18 protein-coding genes and 1 pseudogene are annotated in these 16,270 nt (G+C 66.5%); 15 read left to right on the top strand and 4 right to left on the bottom strand.

Going from position 1 to position 16,270, the window contains the following annotated elements; all coding sequences use genetic code 11:
- The first annotated feature begins 74 nt into the window (after positions 1-74).
- The 4 genes from HWX62_RS14400 to HWX62_RS14385 all read left to right on the top strand — a co-directional run bounded on the left by HWX62_RS14400 (position 75) and on the right by HWX62_RS14385 (position 2,633).
- On the top strand, positions 75-635 hold the full coding sequence (locus HWX62_RS14400; protein ID WP_006485396.1) for a flavodoxin family protein: 561 nt from the start codon (positions 75-77) through the stop codon (positions 633-635).
- On the top strand, positions 632-931 hold the full coding sequence (locus tag HWX62_RS14395; RefSeq protein ID WP_006498287.1) for a hypothetical protein: 300 nt from the start codon (positions 632-634) through the stop codon (positions 929-931). Before HWX62_RS14400 ends, HWX62_RS14395 begins: the two co-directional genes overlap by 4 nt.
- A gap of 133 nt (positions 932-1,064) precedes the next feature.
- Positions 1,065-2,090, top strand: a complete 1,026-nt coding sequence (locus HWX62_RS14390) for an aldo/keto reductase (RefSeq protein ID WP_175929178.1) — start codon at positions 1,065-1,067, stop codon at positions 2,088-2,090.
- 99 nt (positions 2,091-2,189) lie between these two features.
- Positions 2,190-2,633 carry an antibiotic biosynthesis monooxygenase gene (locus HWX62_RS14385; protein WP_223297006.1) on the top strand — a complete coding sequence of 148 codons (444 nt, stop codon included), beginning with the start codon at positions 2,190-2,192 and terminating at the stop codon, positions 2,631-2,633.
- A 233-nt stretch (positions 2,634-2,866) separates the two neighbouring features.
- On the opposite strand, the gene HWX62_RS14380 is transcribed toward HWX62_RS14385, so the two are convergent.
- Positions 2,867-3,571: a glutathione binding-like protein gene (locus HWX62_RS14380; RefSeq protein WP_175929177.1), complete on the bottom strand. Its 705-nt coding sequence runs from the start codon at positions 3,569-3,571 to the stop codon at positions 2,867-2,869.
- A gap of 464 nt (positions 3,572-4,035) precedes the next feature.
- Here HWX62_RS14380 and HWX62_RS14375 point away from each other — a divergent pair, with 464 nt between their 5' ends.
- From HWX62_RS14375 to HWX62_RS14350, 6 genes are all read left to right on the top strand, one after another.
- Complete coding sequence (locus HWX62_RS14375; protein WP_175929176.1) at positions 4,036-5,202, top strand: extracellular solute-binding protein; 1,167 nt, start codon at positions 4,036-4,038, stop codon at positions 5,200-5,202.
- A 49-nt stretch (positions 5,203-5,251) separates the two neighbouring features.
- A complete protein-coding gene (locus tag HWX62_RS14370; RefSeq protein WP_175929175.1) occupies positions 5,252-6,331 on the top strand; it encodes an ABC transporter ATP-binding protein in 1,080 nt (359 codons plus the stop codon).
- 49 nt (positions 6,332-6,380) lie between these two features.
- A complete protein-coding gene (locus tag HWX62_RS14365) occupies positions 6,381-7,253 on the top strand; it encodes a sugar ABC transporter permease (RefSeq protein ID WP_175929174.1) in 873 nt (290 codons plus the stop codon).
- Positions 7,253-8,176, top strand: a complete 924-nt coding sequence (locus HWX62_RS14360) for an ABC transporter permease (RefSeq protein WP_175929173.1) — start codon at positions 7,253-7,255, stop codon at positions 8,174-8,176. Before HWX62_RS14365 ends, HWX62_RS14360 begins: the two co-directional genes overlap by 1 nt.
- Before the next feature lie 121 nt (positions 8,177-8,297).
- Positions 8,298-8,735, top strand: a complete 438-nt coding sequence (locus HWX62_RS14355) for a hypothetical protein (RefSeq protein WP_175929172.1) — start codon at positions 8,298-8,300, stop codon at positions 8,733-8,735.
- A 198-nt stretch (positions 8,736-8,933) separates the two neighbouring features.
- Positions 8,934-9,146, top strand: coding sequence for a hypothetical protein (locus tag HWX62_RS14350; protein WP_175929171.1), 213 nt, complete (start codon positions 8,934-8,936; stop codon positions 9,144-9,146).
- Between the two features lie 202 nt (positions 9,147-9,348).
- Here HWX62_RS14350 and HWX62_RS14345 read toward each other — a convergent pair whose 3' ends face one another.
- On the bottom strand, positions 9,349-10,314 hold the full coding sequence (locus HWX62_RS14345; protein ID WP_175929170.1) for a D-2-hydroxyacid dehydrogenase: 966 nt from the start codon (positions 10,312-10,314) through the stop codon (positions 9,349-9,351).
- A gap of 111 nt (positions 10,315-10,425) precedes the next feature.
- The gene (locus HWX62_RS14340; RefSeq protein WP_175929169.1) at positions 10,426-10,575 is read right to left on the bottom strand and encodes a hypothetical protein; all 150 of its coding nucleotides are present in this window, start codon (positions 10,573-10,575) and stop codon (positions 10,426-10,428) included.
- On the opposite strand from HWX62_RS14340, the gene HWX62_RS14335 reads away from it, so the two are divergent.
- The 5 genes and pseudogenes from HWX62_RS14335 to HWX62_RS14315 all read left to right on the top strand — a co-directional run bounded on the left by HWX62_RS14335 (position 10,574) and on the right by HWX62_RS14315 (position 14,427).
- Positions 10,574-11,764: a CaiB/BaiF CoA-transferase family protein gene (locus HWX62_RS14335; protein ID WP_175929168.1), complete on the top strand. Its 1,191-nt coding sequence runs from the start codon at positions 10,574-10,576 to the stop codon at positions 11,762-11,764. The two genes, HWX62_RS14340 and HWX62_RS14335, sit on opposite strands and share 2 nt — an antisense overlap.
- A gap of 21 nt (positions 11,765-11,785) precedes the next feature.
- Positions 11,786-12,748: a hydroxymethylglutaryl-CoA lyase gene (locus HWX62_RS14330; protein ID WP_175929167.1), complete on the top strand. Its 963-nt coding sequence runs from the start codon at positions 11,786-11,788 to the stop codon at positions 12,746-12,748.
- Between the two features lie 27 nt (positions 12,749-12,775).
- Complete coding sequence (locus HWX62_RS14325) at positions 12,776-13,159, top strand: VOC family protein (RefSeq protein ID WP_034207330.1); 384 nt, start codon at positions 12,776-12,778, stop codon at positions 13,157-13,159.
- A 44-nt stretch (positions 13,160-13,203) separates the two neighbouring features.
- Positions 13,204-13,500, top strand: a pseudogene (locus HWX62_RS14320) (hypothetical protein); the annotation flags it as partial.
- Positions 13,501-13,533: 33 nt separating this feature from the next.
- Complete coding sequence (locus HWX62_RS14315; protein ID WP_175929166.1) at positions 13,534-14,427, top strand: LysR family transcriptional regulator; 894 nt, start codon at positions 13,534-13,536, stop codon at positions 14,425-14,427.
- Positions 14,428-14,494: 67 nt separating this feature from the next.
- On the opposite strand, the gene HWX62_RS14310 is transcribed toward HWX62_RS14315, so the two are convergent.
- A complete protein-coding gene (locus tag HWX62_RS14310) occupies positions 14,495-15,958 on the bottom strand; it encodes an MFS transporter (RefSeq protein ID WP_175929165.1) in 1,464 nt (487 codons plus the stop codon).
- Positions 15,959-16,270: the final 312 nt, after the last annotated feature.

Genomic DNA, 16,270 nt, shown 5'->3' with positions numbered 1-16,270 from the left:
AGAACTTCTCGTAATGAGTGACGCTGGTGACAATGGCGGACATCGCCCCTCCGTCCGAAGCTTGCGAGTCTTCAATGCTCATCACGATCCTCTATGACAGTGGCTATGGCCATACCGCGAAACAGGCCCAAGCCGTTGCAGACGGCGTTCGCCGCGTGCCGGGTGCCGAAGCGCAGTTGATCGCCGTTGCAGATGGCGATACGCCCTGGGAAAAACTTGCCGCGAGCGACGCGATCATCTTCGGTTCGCCGACCTACAACGGCACCGTCAGCGCGAGGCTCAAAAAGGTGATGGAGGACTCGACGCGGCCCGCATGGATTCCCCAGTCGTGGCGGAACAAGATTGCCGCAGGCTTCACGAATTCGGGCGCCATGCACGGCGACAAGCTGAATTCCCTCGTCACGATGGCGCTGTTTGCCGCCCAGCACGGGATGATCTGGGTCGGACTCGATATCTTCCCGGGCAAGTCGCCGCAGGAGAAGAATCGTGTCGGCGGATGGCTGGGCGCGATGGCGCAATCGGATGATGCATCACCGGACATCACCCCCATCGAGAGCGATATCGATACCGCTGCGTATCTGGGCGAGCGCGTCGCTCACGTGACCAGCCAGTTCATGTCAGGAGCCGCACGATGAAATTGCTTTGTCTCGACGTCCCGCTGCCGGGGGCCAGCCCGGACGCCTATCAGCCCCATCTTCTCGAAGAAGTGCGCCATGCGTGGCATCTGTATAAAACGGGCTTCGTGCGCGAAATCTCGTTCCGTCAGGACCGCCCGGGCGTCGCCATCATTGCCGAAAGCGATTCGGTCGATGCCGCGAGACAGGCGCTCGCCGAGTTTCCGCTGGCCAAGGTCGGCCTGATCGACTGGGAGATCATTCCGCTCGGCCCGTTCGTCGGCTGGGAGTCGCTGTTCGCGTCGCGCGACGCTTGACTGCTTCGGCAGCGTCTATCGCGGTGTCGGTCCGTGGTTGTCGTGTAGCGGTGACGCCGGATAAATCGTCAACCACGGGCCTGCCGCAGTCTGCCTATCGGCGTTGTGTGACCATAGACCTTTGAAGGTGAACATGGAATATGTCAATCTGGGCCGAACGGGCCTGAAAGTATCTCGTCTTTGCCTGGGATGCATGAGCTATGGGGAGCCTGCCCGCCTGCCCCAGCCGTGGTCCCTCGATGAAGCAGCCTCCCGCCCGTTTTTTCGGCAAGCGCTCGAGGCGGGCATCAACTTCTTCGACACTGCCAATATCTATTCGGGCGGAAGCTCCGAGGAGATCACGGGCCGAGCGCTCAACGACATGGCGCGGCGCGAAGAGGTCGTCGTCGCCACCAAGGCGTTCTTTCCGTGGCGCAATTCACCCAATACCGGGTTTCTCTCGCGGAAAGCGCTGCTTCAGTCGATCGACGACAGTCTGACCCGCCTCGGCATGGATTACGTCGACCTCTACCAGATCCACCGTTTCGACCACGGCACGCCTGTGGAGGAAACGATGGAGGCGCTGCACGACATAGTGAAGTCAGGCAAAGCCCGCTACGTCGGTGCATCGTCGATGGAGGCATGGCGCTTCGCGAAAATGCAGCACGTCGCGGAACGCAACGGCTGGACACGCTTCATCTCCATGCAACCGCAGTACAACCTGCTCTATCGGGAGGAGGAACGCGAAATGTTGCCTCTTTGCGCCGACCAGGGCGTCGGGGTCATTCCATGGAGCCCGATGGCGCGCGGCAGGCTGACGCGCGACTGGAGCGAAACCACGCGCCGCACGCAGAACGATGCCTTTGCGCTGCAAATGTATCGGAACGCTGAAATCCAGGACCAGAAGGTGGTTGACGTCGTCGCGCGTATCGCCGAGGCGCACCATGTGCCGCGCGCGCACGTCGCACTGGCGTGGCTGTTGACGAAGCCGGCGATCACCGCGCCGATCGTCGGGGCAACGAAGCCCGAGCATCTGGCAACCGCCATCGGCGCGCTCGACTTCTCGCTGACGCAGGACGAAATCGCCGCGCTCGAAGCGCCGTATGTCCCCCATCCGGTGGATGGCATCGTGCCACCGCTTCCGGAACATCCGCCGACGATTTCAGTGCCGCGGAACTGAATGTCGCGAGCGGCGGTACGTTCAATGGCGGTAGCTTGCGAACTCGCCGCCGCGGTTGAACGTACCGCCGCTGGACGAACATCGAACGCGAAAATAGATATGAAGGACCCGTTCATCGAGTGCCGACGTCTTATCCTCTTCGCGCTCGTCGTGATGTGTGCGGTACTGCCGTTGGGGCAGCACGGTAACGTCCATGCGCAGGAGCCGAAAATGTTAGTCCGTATCTCCGAAATCGAGATATTCAATCAGCATCTCGAAGCATATCGGCGCATCTTGAACGAGGAGGCCGAGGCGTCGATGCGCGTCGAGCCGGGGGTAGTGTGCATTTTCCCGATGGCTCAAAAGGACAGCCCGACGCACATCAAGATTGTGGAAATTTATGCGAGCCACGATGCGTACGACGCACATATCCAGTCGCCGCATTTCAAGAAGTACAAGCGTTCGACGCTGGACATGGTGAAGTCCCTGCGACTGGTTGACATGGATGGGCTGGATGCTGACGCAATGCCGCTCATCTTCAGGAAATTGAGGGGGCGGTCGTAACAAACACCGGCCAGATGGGAAGCATGGATCGCCATGAAAGCGTGCGTGTCCGTTGTCGGAACTCGACCTGCCTACCGGATGTCTTGTTGCCGTTGTTGGTCCACGACCGTTTTTGGCCGAACATCGACAATCTTCCCGACGCTCCGCAAAAATTCGCGATGCCCCAAAAACCCGCCGCACCATGCGGCGGGCGTCACAGTCGCGGGCCGCACGCGGCGCACCCGCGTAACCGGTCAGTCGCGTGCCGGAATATTGAGCCCGCGCGCAACAGCCGGCCGCGCAACGAACGCGTCGAGCACCCGCTTGACGTTCCGGAATTCGCTGAACCCGACCAGGTCGCCCGCTTCGTAGAAGCCGACCAGGTTGCGCACCCACGGGAAGATCGCGATGTCGGCGATCGTGTAGGTATCGCCCATCACCCACTGGCGGTTCGCGAGATGCGCGTCGAGCACGCCGAGCAGGCGCTTCGACTCGTCGACGTAACGCTGGCGCGGGCGCTTGTCCTCATAATCGCGGCCGGCGAACTTGTGGAAGAAGCCGACCTGGCCGAACATCGGCCCGATGCCGCCCATCTGGAACATCACCCACTGGATCGTCTCGTAGCGACCGGCGAGGTCCTTCGGGATCAACTGGCCCGTCTTGTCCGCGAGATAGATCAGGATCGCACCCGATTCGAACAGCGGCAGCGGCTTGCCGTCGGGGCCGTTCGGATCGATGATCGCGGGGATCTTGTTGTTCGGGTTCAGCGACAGGAATTCGGGCGAAAACTGGTCGTTCGTGTCGAAGCGCACGAGGTGCGGCTCGTACGGCAGGCCGGTTTCCTCGAGCATGATCGACACCTTGACGCCGTTCGGCGTCGGCAGCGAGTAGAGCTGGAGTCGGTCGGGATGCTGGGCCGGCCATTTTTTCGTGATCGGGAAGGCGGACAGATCGGGCATGAAGGTTCGCTCGTCGAAGTGAATGATCCGCGCTGCGCCCGTGCCGCCGCGCCCGCGCACGGCGCGCGGCGGCAGGGCGCAACGCGCCGAAAGCGCCCACTGTAGCCGATCCGCGGAATCGATGCAGGGGACGACCGCCCGGCGGCGGTTCGGCGCGCCGGCCGGGCTCGGCGTCGGTCACACTGCGGCAGGACGCGGCGAGCCACGCGCCTGCGCCGGCCGCCGCACGGCACGCGGCGCGACGGGCTCGCCCCGCTGCGAGATACGACGTCCTAACACGACGCACCAAGCGAGGCCGCCCCCGCCGACAAAACCGATCGGCACGTAATTCCTCAACAAACGGAAGCGTTTTGTCAGGGAAAGTCCCGCCCCGCATGTCGTGGTTTTTTGTTGACCGACATCGTATAACGCCGTCATGATTTCCTGACAAGAAAGGTCCCATCCACCGACCGAAGTGAGGAGACATGAACACCACCCCGATCGCTCGCCGGGTCCGCCGGGTCGCTCTCGCACTGGGCTTCGCGCTGTCGGCCGCCGCGGCCGTCGCGGCCCCCGTATCGCTGAACATCGTCGACGTCGCAGGCAATCTGCAGCTCACGCAGAAGGCCATCGAGGCATTCAAGGAGAAGAATCCGGGGCTCGTCGCGAACGTCACGTTCACGAACGCGCCCGCGCCGCAGCTGCCGGGCAAGATCAAGGCGATGCAGGCGGCGGGGCGCGCCGACATCGATCTCGTGCTGACGGGCACCGACGCGCTGGCCGCCGGCATCGAACAGAACCTGTGGCAGAAGCTCCTGCCCGACAACGTGGCCGCGTTCCCCGGCGTGCTCGACAAATACGCGCCCGGGCCGCGCAAGATGCAGGATCTCGCGCAAGGCTACGGCCTCGAAGTCACCTACATGCCGGCTGGCCCGCTGCTCGAATACAACCCGGCGAAGGTCAGCGACCCGCCGAAGACGCCCGACCAGTTGCTCGCATGGTGCAAGGCGCACCCGAACAAGCTGATCTATGCGCGCCCGGCGAACTCGGGCCCCGGCCGCACGTTCCTGATGGGGCTGCCGTACGTGCTCGGCGACAAGAATCCGCAGGATCCGATCAACGGCTGGGACAAGACCTGGGCGTTCCTGAAACAGCTGAACGAGTGCGTGCCGTACTACCCGGGCGGCACGTCGGCGGTGATGAAGGAGCTTGGCGAAGGCACGCGCGACATGACCGTGACCGTCACCGGCTGGGACCTCAACCCGCGCGCGCTCGGCATCGTGCCGGCCGAATTCAGGGTCCAGGCGTTCGACAACATGACGTGGGTGAACGACGCGCACTACATGGTGATCCCGAAGGGCGTGCCGAAGGACAAGCTCGACGTGCTGTTCAAGCTGATGAACTTCCTGCTCGAACCGGCGCAGCAGGCGATGACCTACGACGACGGCTACTTCTATCCGGGCCCGGCGGTGAAGGGCGTGACGCTCGAGATGGCGCCCGCGCACAGCCAGGACGTGATCAAGAAATTCGGCCGCCCCGAATACGCGAAGCTGCTCGCCGATCGCCCGCACGTGCAGCCGCTCAACGCACAGGCGATGGTCGCCGCGTTCCAGAAATGGGATCGCGAAATCGGTTCGCAGAAATCGAAGTGACGGCTGAACCGGCGGGCGTTGCGGCGCCCGCGTCGATGGAGTTCGTGCAATGAAGCACAGTTTCGAACGGTTGCGGCTGGACGGTGTGTGCCGCAGTTTCACCAATGCGCAAGGCGCGCAGGTCGCCGCGCTGAACGGGCTCGACCTCGAGATCCGGCGCGGCGAGTTCATCGCGCTGCTCGGCCCGTCGGGCTGCGGCAAATCGACCGCGCTGAACTGCATCGCCGGGTTGCAGCCGCTCACGCGCGGCGGCATCTGGCTCGACGACACGCGCATCGACGTGCTGCCGCCCGAGCGTCGCGGCTTCGGGATGGTGTTCCAGAACTACGCGCTGTTTCCGCACATGTCGGTGCTCGACAACGTCGGCTTCGGCCTCAAGATGCGCGGCGTGCCGAAGCAGGAAACGCGGCGGCGCGCGCAGCAGGCGCTCGAGCTCGTGCAGCTCGTCGGCCACGAAGGCAAGCTGCCCGGGCAACTGTCGGGCGGGCAGCAGCAGCGCGTCGCGATCGCGCGGGCGATCGTGATCGAGCCGCCGCTCGTGCTGATGGACGAGCCGCTGTCGAACCTCGATACGAAACTGCGCATCGAGATGCGTGCGGAGATCCGCCGCATCCACACGCAGCTCGAGCGCGCGACGATCTACGTGACGCACGACCAGGACGAAGCATTGTCGATGGCCGACCGCATCGTCGTGATGAAGGAGGGCGTCGTGCAGCAGGTCGCCTCGCCGAAGGACGTCTACACGCGCCCGCACAACCTGCACGTCGCGCGTTTCATGGGCTATCGCAACGTGCTGCCGTTTACGCTCGAAGGGATGGCCGGCGAGGGCGTTCGAGTCACGGCCGCTGGCGTGCGCCTCATCGGCGTGCCGATGGCCGGCTTCGACGCGAAGGAAGTCGTGATCGCGCTGCGCCCCGACGACATCGAACGCGCGCAAGCGGGGGCCGACAATGCGTTCGACGCGACCGTCGAGACGGTCGAATACGGCGGCCGCGACTCGTTGATCCGCGCGATCACGCCGTTCGGTTCGATCTGGGCCCGCGTGGCCGGCGAGTTCACGGAGGGTGAACCGCTGCGGCTGCGCGTGGCGCCGGCGCGTACGCTGGTCTATGCGGGAGACGGGCAATGAACGGCCTGCACCTTTCAGCGTGCGCCGCCGCGTGCGCCCCGGAGGCCGCATGAGCACGCTCGCGACCGGCCGCGCGCCGCGCGACGCGAAAGCCTGGCTCGTCACGCCGGCGCTCGCGTTCATCGCCGCGCTGTTCGTCTATCCGTTCGCGTACGGCCTCGTGCTGTCGTTCCAGCCGATGAACGGCGGCGGCGCGCTCGCGAACTACGTGCAGTTCTTCACCGACACCGCGATGTGGCCGACCGTGCTCGTCACGCTGAAGCTCGCGGTGCCGGCGACGCTGCTCAACGTCGGCATCGCGGTGCCCGTCGCGTTCGCGCTGCGCCGCAATTCGCCGTACCAGAAGTTCGTCACGACGCTGCTCGTGATTCCCGTCACGCTCGGTACGGTGCTCGTCGCCGACGGGATGCTCACGTATTTCGGGCCGAACGGCTGGTTCCCGCAGGCGCTGCAGGGGCTGCACCTGTACACGGACGAAGTGCGCCTCACGCACAACTACTGGGGCGTGCTGCTGTCGCTGATCGTGTCGGGTTTTCCGTTCGCGTTCCTGCTGATGCTGTCGTACATCAGCGGCATCGACCCGACGCTCGCGCGCGCGGCCGCCACGCTCGGCGCGAACCCGTGGCAGCAGTTCCGGCAGATCTACCTGCCGCTGCTCGTGCCGGGGCTCACGATGGCCGCGTGCCTGTCGTTCGTGCAGGCGTTCTCGGTATTTCCGTCGGCCGTGCTGCTCGGCGCGCCGGCCGGGCCGACGCGCGTGATCTCGATCGCGGCGGCCGAAGCCGCGTTCGAAAGCTACGACTATTCGCTCGCGTCGGCGATCGCGATCGTGATGGGCTTCGTTCAGTTGCTGGTGGTCGCGGCGATGCTCGGCGCGCGCCGCTTCTTCTATACGGGCGCGGTGACGGGAGGCAAGGGCTGATGGCGACCGACAATCATGCCGCTCGCACGTGGCCGCCGAAGCACGACGCGCCCGAGGCGCGGCCCGTCGACGCAGGGACACCGCACCGGATGAAAAGCAATCTCGCCGGCCGCGCATGGAAGGCGCTCGTCTGGGGGCTGATGGCGTTCTTCCTGCTGAACGTGATGCTGCTGATCGCGACCGTCGCGGTGAACTCGATCGCGACGCGCTGGTTCGGCACGCCGCTGCCGCAGGGCTTCACGCTGCACTGGTACGCGAAGGCATGGGAGGATTTCCAGCTCGCGAGCGTGCTGTGGGTGACCGTCGAGGTCGTCGGCGCGGTCGTGCTGCTGTCGATCGCGCTCGGCGTACCGGCCGCGTATGCGCTCGCGCGCGTGCAGTTTCGCGGCAAGCGCTTCGCGCTGCTGGTGTTCCTGCTGCCGCTGATGGTGCCGCCCGTCACGTACGGGATCCCGATGGCGACCGTGATGTACAAGATCGGGCTCGCGGGCACGCTGCCGGGCGTGATCCTCGCGAACCTCGTGCCGGCGCTGCCGTTTGTGATCCTCGTGATGACGCCGTTCATCGAGCAGATCGATCCGAACCTCGAAGCGGCCGCGCGCATCTTCGGCGCGAACACGTGGCGCTATTTCCGCTACGTGCTGCTGCCGCTGCTGGTGCCCGGCATGCTCGCGGCCGGGTTGCTCGTGCTGGTGCGCACGATCGGGATGTTCGAGCTGACGTTCTTCACCGCGGGCCCGAGCACGCAGACGCTCGTCGTCGCGTTGTATTACGCGGTGTTCTCGACCGGCGTGCGCGCGCCGCAGTCGATCGACGCGATGGCGATGATCTACATGGCCATCACGCTCGTGTGGGTCGTGATCGCGCTGCAGTTCGTGAGCCCGACGCAGTTGGTGAGCCGCGTGAAGCAGGAACGGCAGTAGGCGGGGGCGTCGCCCGATCGCGCCGGCCTGTCGGGCAGCGTGCAATTGGTTACAAATGGATACCGCGCACGACACGCGGACGTTGCAGACTACGCGGCGTTCACCCGATCGACAGATATCCATGAAGTTTCAAACGCTGCTGACACTCGCGGGCGCCTCGACGCTGCTGGCCGCCTGCAACCTGTTTCACGACGGTCCCGGATCGAGCGACGTCGACGCCGCCGTGCGCCGCGCGCTCGAAGCGGAAAACCACGGCGGCCTGAACGCGCTGTTCGGCCAGCCGCTGCCCGTGTCGGCCGACGTCGTGTCGGCGAAACCCGACGGCGACTGCAAGAAGCTCGGCGATCGCACGTACTCGTGCGACGTCGTGGTCACGTGGCGCAACGCCGATTACTCGCCGTCGCGCGCGAACCTGACCTTCGTGAAGGCGGCCGACGGCGCGTGGCAGACGTCGGGCGTCGACGCGGCGCTGGTGACGGGCACCGCGAAGTCGCTGATCGACCGGATCGGCAAGGCGTGGCCGGGCAGTGCGGCGAGCGGTGCGTCGGCGCCGGACTGACGCGCCGGCCGCAAGCCGCTTTCGACTCCTCGTCCATCCGGGCTCGCCTTTGCGGAGGCGAATCGCCGCATTTCTGCGAATGAAAGGGCGCGATCGTTCGGCCTATCTCGTTCGAGCCCATCCTCGGTATGCGGGCAGGGTTATAGGGAAAACCCTTATCTCAAGGTATAATTCCGGCCTGAGAGAAAGGTCCGAACCATGCCTGAACGTTTCCAAACCCTTGAAAAATTTGTGTTTTCCCTCGTCGTGATGTCCGCCGTCGTATGCTCGGCCTTCCTCGCGTACGAGCGTCATCCCGAGATCAAGATCGCGCTGCACGAAGGCGAAGCGCTGATGCGCGAGAGCGCCAAGTACTCGGTCGTCTGCTCGCCGTCCAAGGTTGATCCTTGCGTCGAGATGTCCGCTTACTAAGCGGTTTTTCCGCTTTTCGGGCTGGCCCTGCGTCGCTGCCCGTCTGAATTCCTTGAAGTCGCGTCCATCAGGTAGCCGGAAACCGGCCGCAAGACAGGGCGGATGCACGAACCCCTGACGTGCCGAGTCGCTGGCGCAAGCAGCCCCGCATCCGGTCGGCCCCGCTTCGAGCAATCGAGCGGGGCCGTTCTGTTTGGGCGTGTCAGACGACATGCCGCGGATCGCCGCCGACGAATGCAGCGACGTTATCCACGAGCTGATCGGCCAGCGCCTGCATTGCCTCGGCACTGGCCCATGCGACATGCGGCGTCAGGATGAACGCCGGATGCGACAGGACCGCGTGAAACGGGTGCGCGGCCGGCAGCGGCTCCTGCGTGACCACGTCGAACCCCGCGCCCGCGATCTGCCCCGATTGCAATGCATCGACGAGCGCGCTTTCGTCGACGAGCCCGCCACGCGCGGTATTGATCAGCAGCGGCCGGCGTGCCATCCGCGCGAACGCGTCTGCGTCGATCAGGTGCCGCGTCGCGGGCGTGAGCGGGCAGTGCAGCGTGATCACGTCGCTGACGCGCAGCAGCGTGTCGAGCGGCGCATAACCGTCGCCCGCTGCGTCGCCGTATGCCGCGAACAGCACACGCATGTCGAGCGCCCGCGCGATGGCGGCCACCGCGCGCCCGAGCACGCCGTCGCCGACGATCCCGAGCGTCGAACCGGCCAGGTCGCGAATCGGATGATCGAAGAAGCAGAACTGCCCGCTGTCGAGCCAGCGCCCGTCGCGTACCGCGTCGCGGTACGCGACGAGGCTGCGACCCAGCGCGAAGATCAGCGCGAACGTGTGCTCGGGCACCGTACGCACCGCATAGCCGCGAATATTGCTCACGACGATTCCGCGTGCCGCACATGCATCGAGATCGACGATATCGGTGCCGGTCGCGGCGATCGCGATCATCCGCAACGACCGCGCGTCGGCGAGGGCTATCGCGTCGAGCCGTACCTTGTTGGTCACGACGATGTCCGCATCGCGGATGCGCGCCGCGACTTCGTGCGCGGCCGTCCGGTCGAACGCCTGCATCACGTGCGGAAACGGAAACGGCTTCAGCACGGTCTGCGGCGACAGCGTCGCGCGGTCGAGCAACACGATCTTCGCGGGAGAGGAAACGGAAAACATGACGGGTCTCGCTGACAGGCGCCCGGTGGCGCGGAACGGCTCCGATTCTGCCGGCGGCGCGCGCGCCGTCGTTTGAGCGTTGCGCGAGCGCGCTTTCCCGTATGGAAAGGCTCACGCGCCACCCAGGGCCGATATCGCGCTCGCAGCGTCGCACGCCTTTCCGTTTCGGAAAGGCAGGTTGACCATCGAGCGATTTTCGCCGGGCGCGAACGCCGTCATGATCGCCGTCATCGACAACACGATTTCATCGGAGACAGTCATGACACGCCCCCTGGACGGCATCCGCGTGCTGGAACTCGGCCAACTGATCGCCGGGCCGTTCGCGGGCCGGATGCTCGCCGAATTCGGCGCGGAGGTCATCAAGGTCGAGCCGCCCGGCATCGGCGATCCGCTGCGCAAATGGCGGCTGCTGCACGACGGCACGTCGGTCTGGTGGGCCGCGCAGTCGCGCAACAAGACCTCGCTCACGCTCGACCTGCGCACGCCCGAAGGGCAGGAGGTCGTGCGCCGCCTCGTCGCCGACACCGACGTACTGATCGAAAACTTCCGGCCCGGCACGCTCGAAGGCTGGGGGCTTGGCTGGGACGCGCTGTCCGCGATCAACCCGGGGCTCGTGATGCTGCGCGTGTCGGGCTTCGGGCAGACGGGCCCGTATCGCGACCGCCCCGGCTTCGGCGTGATCGCCGAGGCGATGGGCGGCCTGCGCCACCTGACCGGCGAGCCGGGCCGCACGCCGGTACGCGTCGGCGTCTCGCTCGGCGATTCGCTGTCGGCGCTGCACGGCGTGATCGGCGTGCTGCTCGCGTTGCGGCATCGCGAACGGCAGGGCGGCAACGGACAGGTCGTCGACGTCGCGCTGTACGAATCGGTGTTCAATATGATGGAAAGCCTGCTGCCCGAATATGCGGCGTTCGGCGCGGTGCGCGAGCCGGCCGGCAGCAGCCTGCCGGGCATCGCGCCGACCAACGCGTACCGTTGCCGCGACGGCAAGTACGCGCTGATCGCCGGCAACGGCGACAGCATCTTCCGGCGCCTGATGGAACTGATCGGCCGGCCCGATCTCGGCAACGATCCGGCGCTCGCGCACAACGACGGGCGCGTCGCGCAGGTCGCGCGCATCGATGCGGCGATCGGCGAATGGAGCGCGCGCCACGACCTCGACGACGTGCTCGCCGCGCTGAACGACGCGCGCATTCCGTCCGGGCGCATCTACGACGTGGCCGACATCGCGGCCGATCCGCACTACCGTGCGCGCGACATGATCGTCGACGCCGCGCTGCCCGACGGCACGCCCGTGCTCGTGCCGGGCATCGTGCCGAAACTCGACGCCACGCCCGGCCGCATCGAGCGGCCGGCGCCCGCGCTCGGCGCGGATACCGATGCGGTGCTCGAATCGCTCGGCATCGATGCGGCGACCCGCGACGACTGGCGCACGCGCGGCGTGATCTGAAACAGCCACCGGGACGAAGACATGACCGACCATCCGCAACGCCTCCACATCCACGAAGTCGCGACCCGCGACGGTTTCCAGAACGAGGCGGCGTTCGTCGACACCGACGACAAGATCGCGCTCGTCGACGCGCTGAGCGCCTGCGGCTACGCGAAGATCGAGGTCACGTCGTTCACGTCGCCGAAGGCGATTCCCGCGCTGCGCGACGCGGAGGCCGTGATGCACGGCATCGCGCGCGCGCCGGGCGTCGTCTATACGGTGCTCGTGCCGAACGTGCGCGGCGCCGAGCGCGCGCTGTCGTGCGGCGTCGACGAGGTCAACCTCGTGATGTCGATGAGCGAGAGCCACAACCGCGCGAACCTGCGGATGACGCGCGAGCAGTCGTTCGCGCAGTTGCGCGACGTGATCGACGCGGTGCGCGGCACGGGTGTCGCGATCAACGTGTCGCTGTCGACCGCGATGGGCTGCCCGATGGAAGGCGATGTGCCGGCCGAAACTGTGCTCGCATGGATGCAGCGCTTCGCGGATCTCGGCGTGCACGGCTTCACGCTGTGCGACACGACCGGCATGGCGTTTCCGTCGCAGGTGCGCGATGTGTCCCGCCGCGCACGCGAGCGCTTCCACGCGTTGCAGCTCACGCTGCACTTCCACAATACGCGCGGGATGGCGCTCGCGAACACGCTCGCGGCGCTCGACGCCGGCATCGACCGCTTCGATGCGTCGCTCGGCGGGCTCGGCGGCTGCCCGTATGCGCCGGGCGCGACCGGCAACGCGTGCACCGAGGAACTCGTGCACATGCTCGAACTCGACGGCTACGATACGGGCATCGACCTCGCGGCCGTGCTCGCCGCGTCGGCACGGCTGCCCGCGCTGATCGGGCATGACGTGCCGAGCCAGCTCCTGAAGGCCGGGCGCCGTTCGGACCTTCATCCGCCGCCGCGCGCCGACGCCGGCGACATGCCCGCGCAACGCGCTTTCTCGTGAACGTCAACAGAAACAGGAGCGAATTCCATGGCGCTGATCGACCACCTCGATCATCTCGTGCTGACCTGCGTCGACCCGGAGCGGACGAAGCATTTCTACACCGAGGTGCTGCAGATGCAGCTCGAAACCTTTGGCGCGGGCCGGCTCGCGTTCCGTTTCGGCAACCAGAAGATCAACCTGCACGTGCGTGGCGCGGAATTCGAGCCGAAAGCCCATGTGCCGGTGCCGGGCGCGCTCGATCTGTGCTTCATCGCGTCGGTCCCGCTCGACGACGTGATCGCGCACCTGCGGCGCGTCGACTGGCCGATCGTCGAAGGGCCCGTCGAACGCACGGGTGCGACACAGAAAATCCGCTCGGTCTACGTGCGCGATCCCGACCTGAACCTGATCGAAATCTCCGAGCCGATCTGACGGCCGCGCGAGCATCCGCACGCTGCGCGCACGCCGCCACGGTCCCGCTCGTCGATCTCGAACCCATCGCGCTGTGCTGCCTGAACGACAAACTGCAGCTCACCGCGCACGAAGTCGACGCATGCAGTCCGCTGCGTCGCATCGGGCCCGGCGCCCCGACCGTCGTGGCGGTGGGCAACGCCGAGCTGGCCGAACTCGTCCGGCAGGCAGACGAATACGCGACGCCGGACGGCGCGATGCTCGCTGCATCGCACGCCATCGCGCCGCGCTGGCCGCGCCATATCGCGCCGTATCGCACGCGCAAGGCCCGGCGTATGATCGGCGTCAGGTCGGCGCGCTGACCGCATACCAGCACGACCCTCCAGGATCCCGACATGGTGAACCCGCTTCATTTCGATCTGCAGTCGCTGCGCGTGTTCGCGCTCGTCGCCGAGCACGGCAGCCTGACGAAGGCGGCCGAACACGGCCAGCTCACGTTGTCCGCGGTCAGCAAGCGCATCGCCGAACTCGAAAGCGTGACCGGCAGCGCGCTGTTCGTCCGGCATGCGCGCGGCGTCGAGCTGACGCCCGCGGGCCGCGCGCTGCTCGATCATGCGGCGAAGGTGATCGAGCAGGTGAACCGGATGGCGCACGAGATGAGCGATTACGTCGCCGGCGTGCGCGGCCATATCCACGTGTGGACCAACACGTCCGCGATCGTGCAGTTCCTGCCCGCCGATCTCTCCGCATTCCTCACCGACAACCCCGGCATCAAGGTCAGTCTCGAGGAGCGGCTGAGCCACGAGATCGTCGATGCGCTCGCGTCGGGCAAGGCCGATCTTGGCGTGTTCGCCGACAACGTGCCGGCGCCCGGCATCGAACGGCGGTTGTACCGACGCGACGAGCTCGTGCTGCTCGTGCCGCGCACGCACCGGTTCGCCGCGCGCGACAGCATCCGCTTCGCGGATACGCTCGACGAGGACTACGTGGGCTTGAGCGACGGCAGCTCGCTGCTCGCGCGGATGACCGACGCCGCGTTCGCGGCCGAGCGCTCGCTGAAGCTGCGAATCCAGGTATCGAATTTCGACGGCGTGAGCCGGATGATCGAGGCCGGCCTCGGCATCGGCGTGCTGCCGCGCGACGCGGTGACCGGCGAGCGCGCGGCTCGGCTCGGTGTCGTGACGCTGGACGACGCGTGGGCGACGCGCACGCTGTGGGTCGGCGTGAAGGCGGGCAGCGTGCTGACCAGCGATATCGCGAAGCTGTTCGATTTCATGTCCGCGCGGTGAATGCAATGATGCGATGAAACGACGACGTACGGGGCACGCGTGCGTGTGCCCCGTGCCGATCGCCCCGTCAAACCGGATTGATCTCATCCTGGCTGCGCCGCGTGGTCAGCGGCCCCAGCACGCGCAGCGTGACGGCGACGACGCCGAGCGCGGCCGAGATCACGGCGAACATCGCGCCCGCGCCGTAATTGCCGAGCACCGGCAGCAACACGAACGGCAGCGCGCCGCTGACGATGCGCGACAGCGCATAGGTGCTGCCGATCGCCGTCGAGCGTACGCGTGCCGGGAAGATCTCGGCCTGGTACACGTGATACGCGTTGCTGAACACGTTCGACGCGCACGTCGTCAGGAATCCGAAGCCGACGATCAGCACGGTATTGCCCGAATACGCGAAGCACAGCCCGAACACCGCGATCGACAGGATCGACACGATCACGAGCGTGCGGCGCTCGATCCAGTTGAGCAGCGGAATCGACAGCAGCGAACCGATCGGATAGCCGATGAACGACAGCGCGATGAACAGCGTGCTGTCCGTCACGTCGAAGCCGCGGCTCTTCACGACCGTGCCGGCCAGCGTGCCGAACCCGTAATAGCCGAAACCCTGGAACAGGTGGAAGATCGCCAGCATCAGGTAGCGCGCGCCATACGGTTGGCGGCGCAGCAGCGCGAGGCGCTCGCCCAGCCCGAGCGGTCGCTGCGGCTCGACCGGTTCCGCGAAGTGCTCGGGCACGCGCACGCCGGCGCTTGCCGCGAAGCGTCGCAGCGCCGCATGCGCGTCGGCCGTGCGGCCTTGCGCGAGCAGCCAGCGCGGGCTTTCCGGCAGCCGGTGCTGGACGAACAGCACGTACACGGCGCCGAGGCTGCCGATCGCGAGGATGATGCGCCAGCCGGCTATGCCCGCCACATGCAGCGGGTTCAGCCACAGCGCGAGAAAGCCGACGAGCGGCACCGCGACATACGAAGTCGTATAGGCCCACGCGGCGAGCCGCCCGCGCTTGTCCTTCGGCAGGATTTCGGACAGGAAGCTGTCGGCGACCGGATAGATCGCGCCGACGCCGATGCCGGTCAGGAACCGGCATGCCACGAGCATGTCGGCATTCACCGAAAACGCACCGACCAGCGAGAACGCGCTGTACCACCCGAGCGTGAGCAGAAACGCCTTGCGCCGGCCGATACGGTCGGCCAGGCTGCCGAGGCACATCGCGCCGACGAACATGCCGATGAACGCGGACGCCAGCAGCAGCTTGAAATCGGCGCTTTGCCGGCTCAGCCCGTATTCGTGCTGCAACGCTGAGCCGATCGTACTGACGAGGAAAATCTCGTACATGTCGAAGAACAACCCGATGCCGATCACCCAGACGACGAATCGATGCAACGCACCGACCGGCAGATCGTCCATGAAATCGCCGAGCGTGACGCGGCGGCCCGGGAAGGCCGCTGCGTCGACGCCGGCGCCTGCGGAGGCGGCCGGCGGGCGGGCGGACGGGGGGCCGCCCGCGTGGCCGTCGAGGTCGAGGGATTGGCTGTTCATCGTGTCTCCTGATTATCGATATGCGGTGGTGCGGGGTCCGGCCATTCGCGACCGGCGTAACGCGTCGGCCGCGCGATGCGCCGACAGGCATCGCCGGGCTCGCGAAAGCGCCGCCCATGCGGGCTGTGCCGACCGTCAGGCACATGGTGGGCAAATCGGCGGCACGTGATAATTGAGGATGTCTCAAGCATCCTTTCCTGAGCAGAAAGGGTCGGGCACGCGCAGTGGCCCGGATTCGCGCGGCAGGCCGTTGCAGCCAGCGTGGCGGGCGGGCGCGTATCGAAACCGACGCGCACCCGCGCCATCCGACGG

The organism is Burkholderia sp. BCC0506 (assembly GCF_902833145.1).
In the GTDB taxonomy this organism is placed as follows: Bacteria; Pseudomonadota; Gammaproteobacteria; order Burkholderiales; family Burkholderiaceae; genus Burkholderia.
The sequence above is the reverse complement of the archived record's forward strand: the minus strand, read 5'-3'. Positions and strand labels throughout refer to the sequence as shown.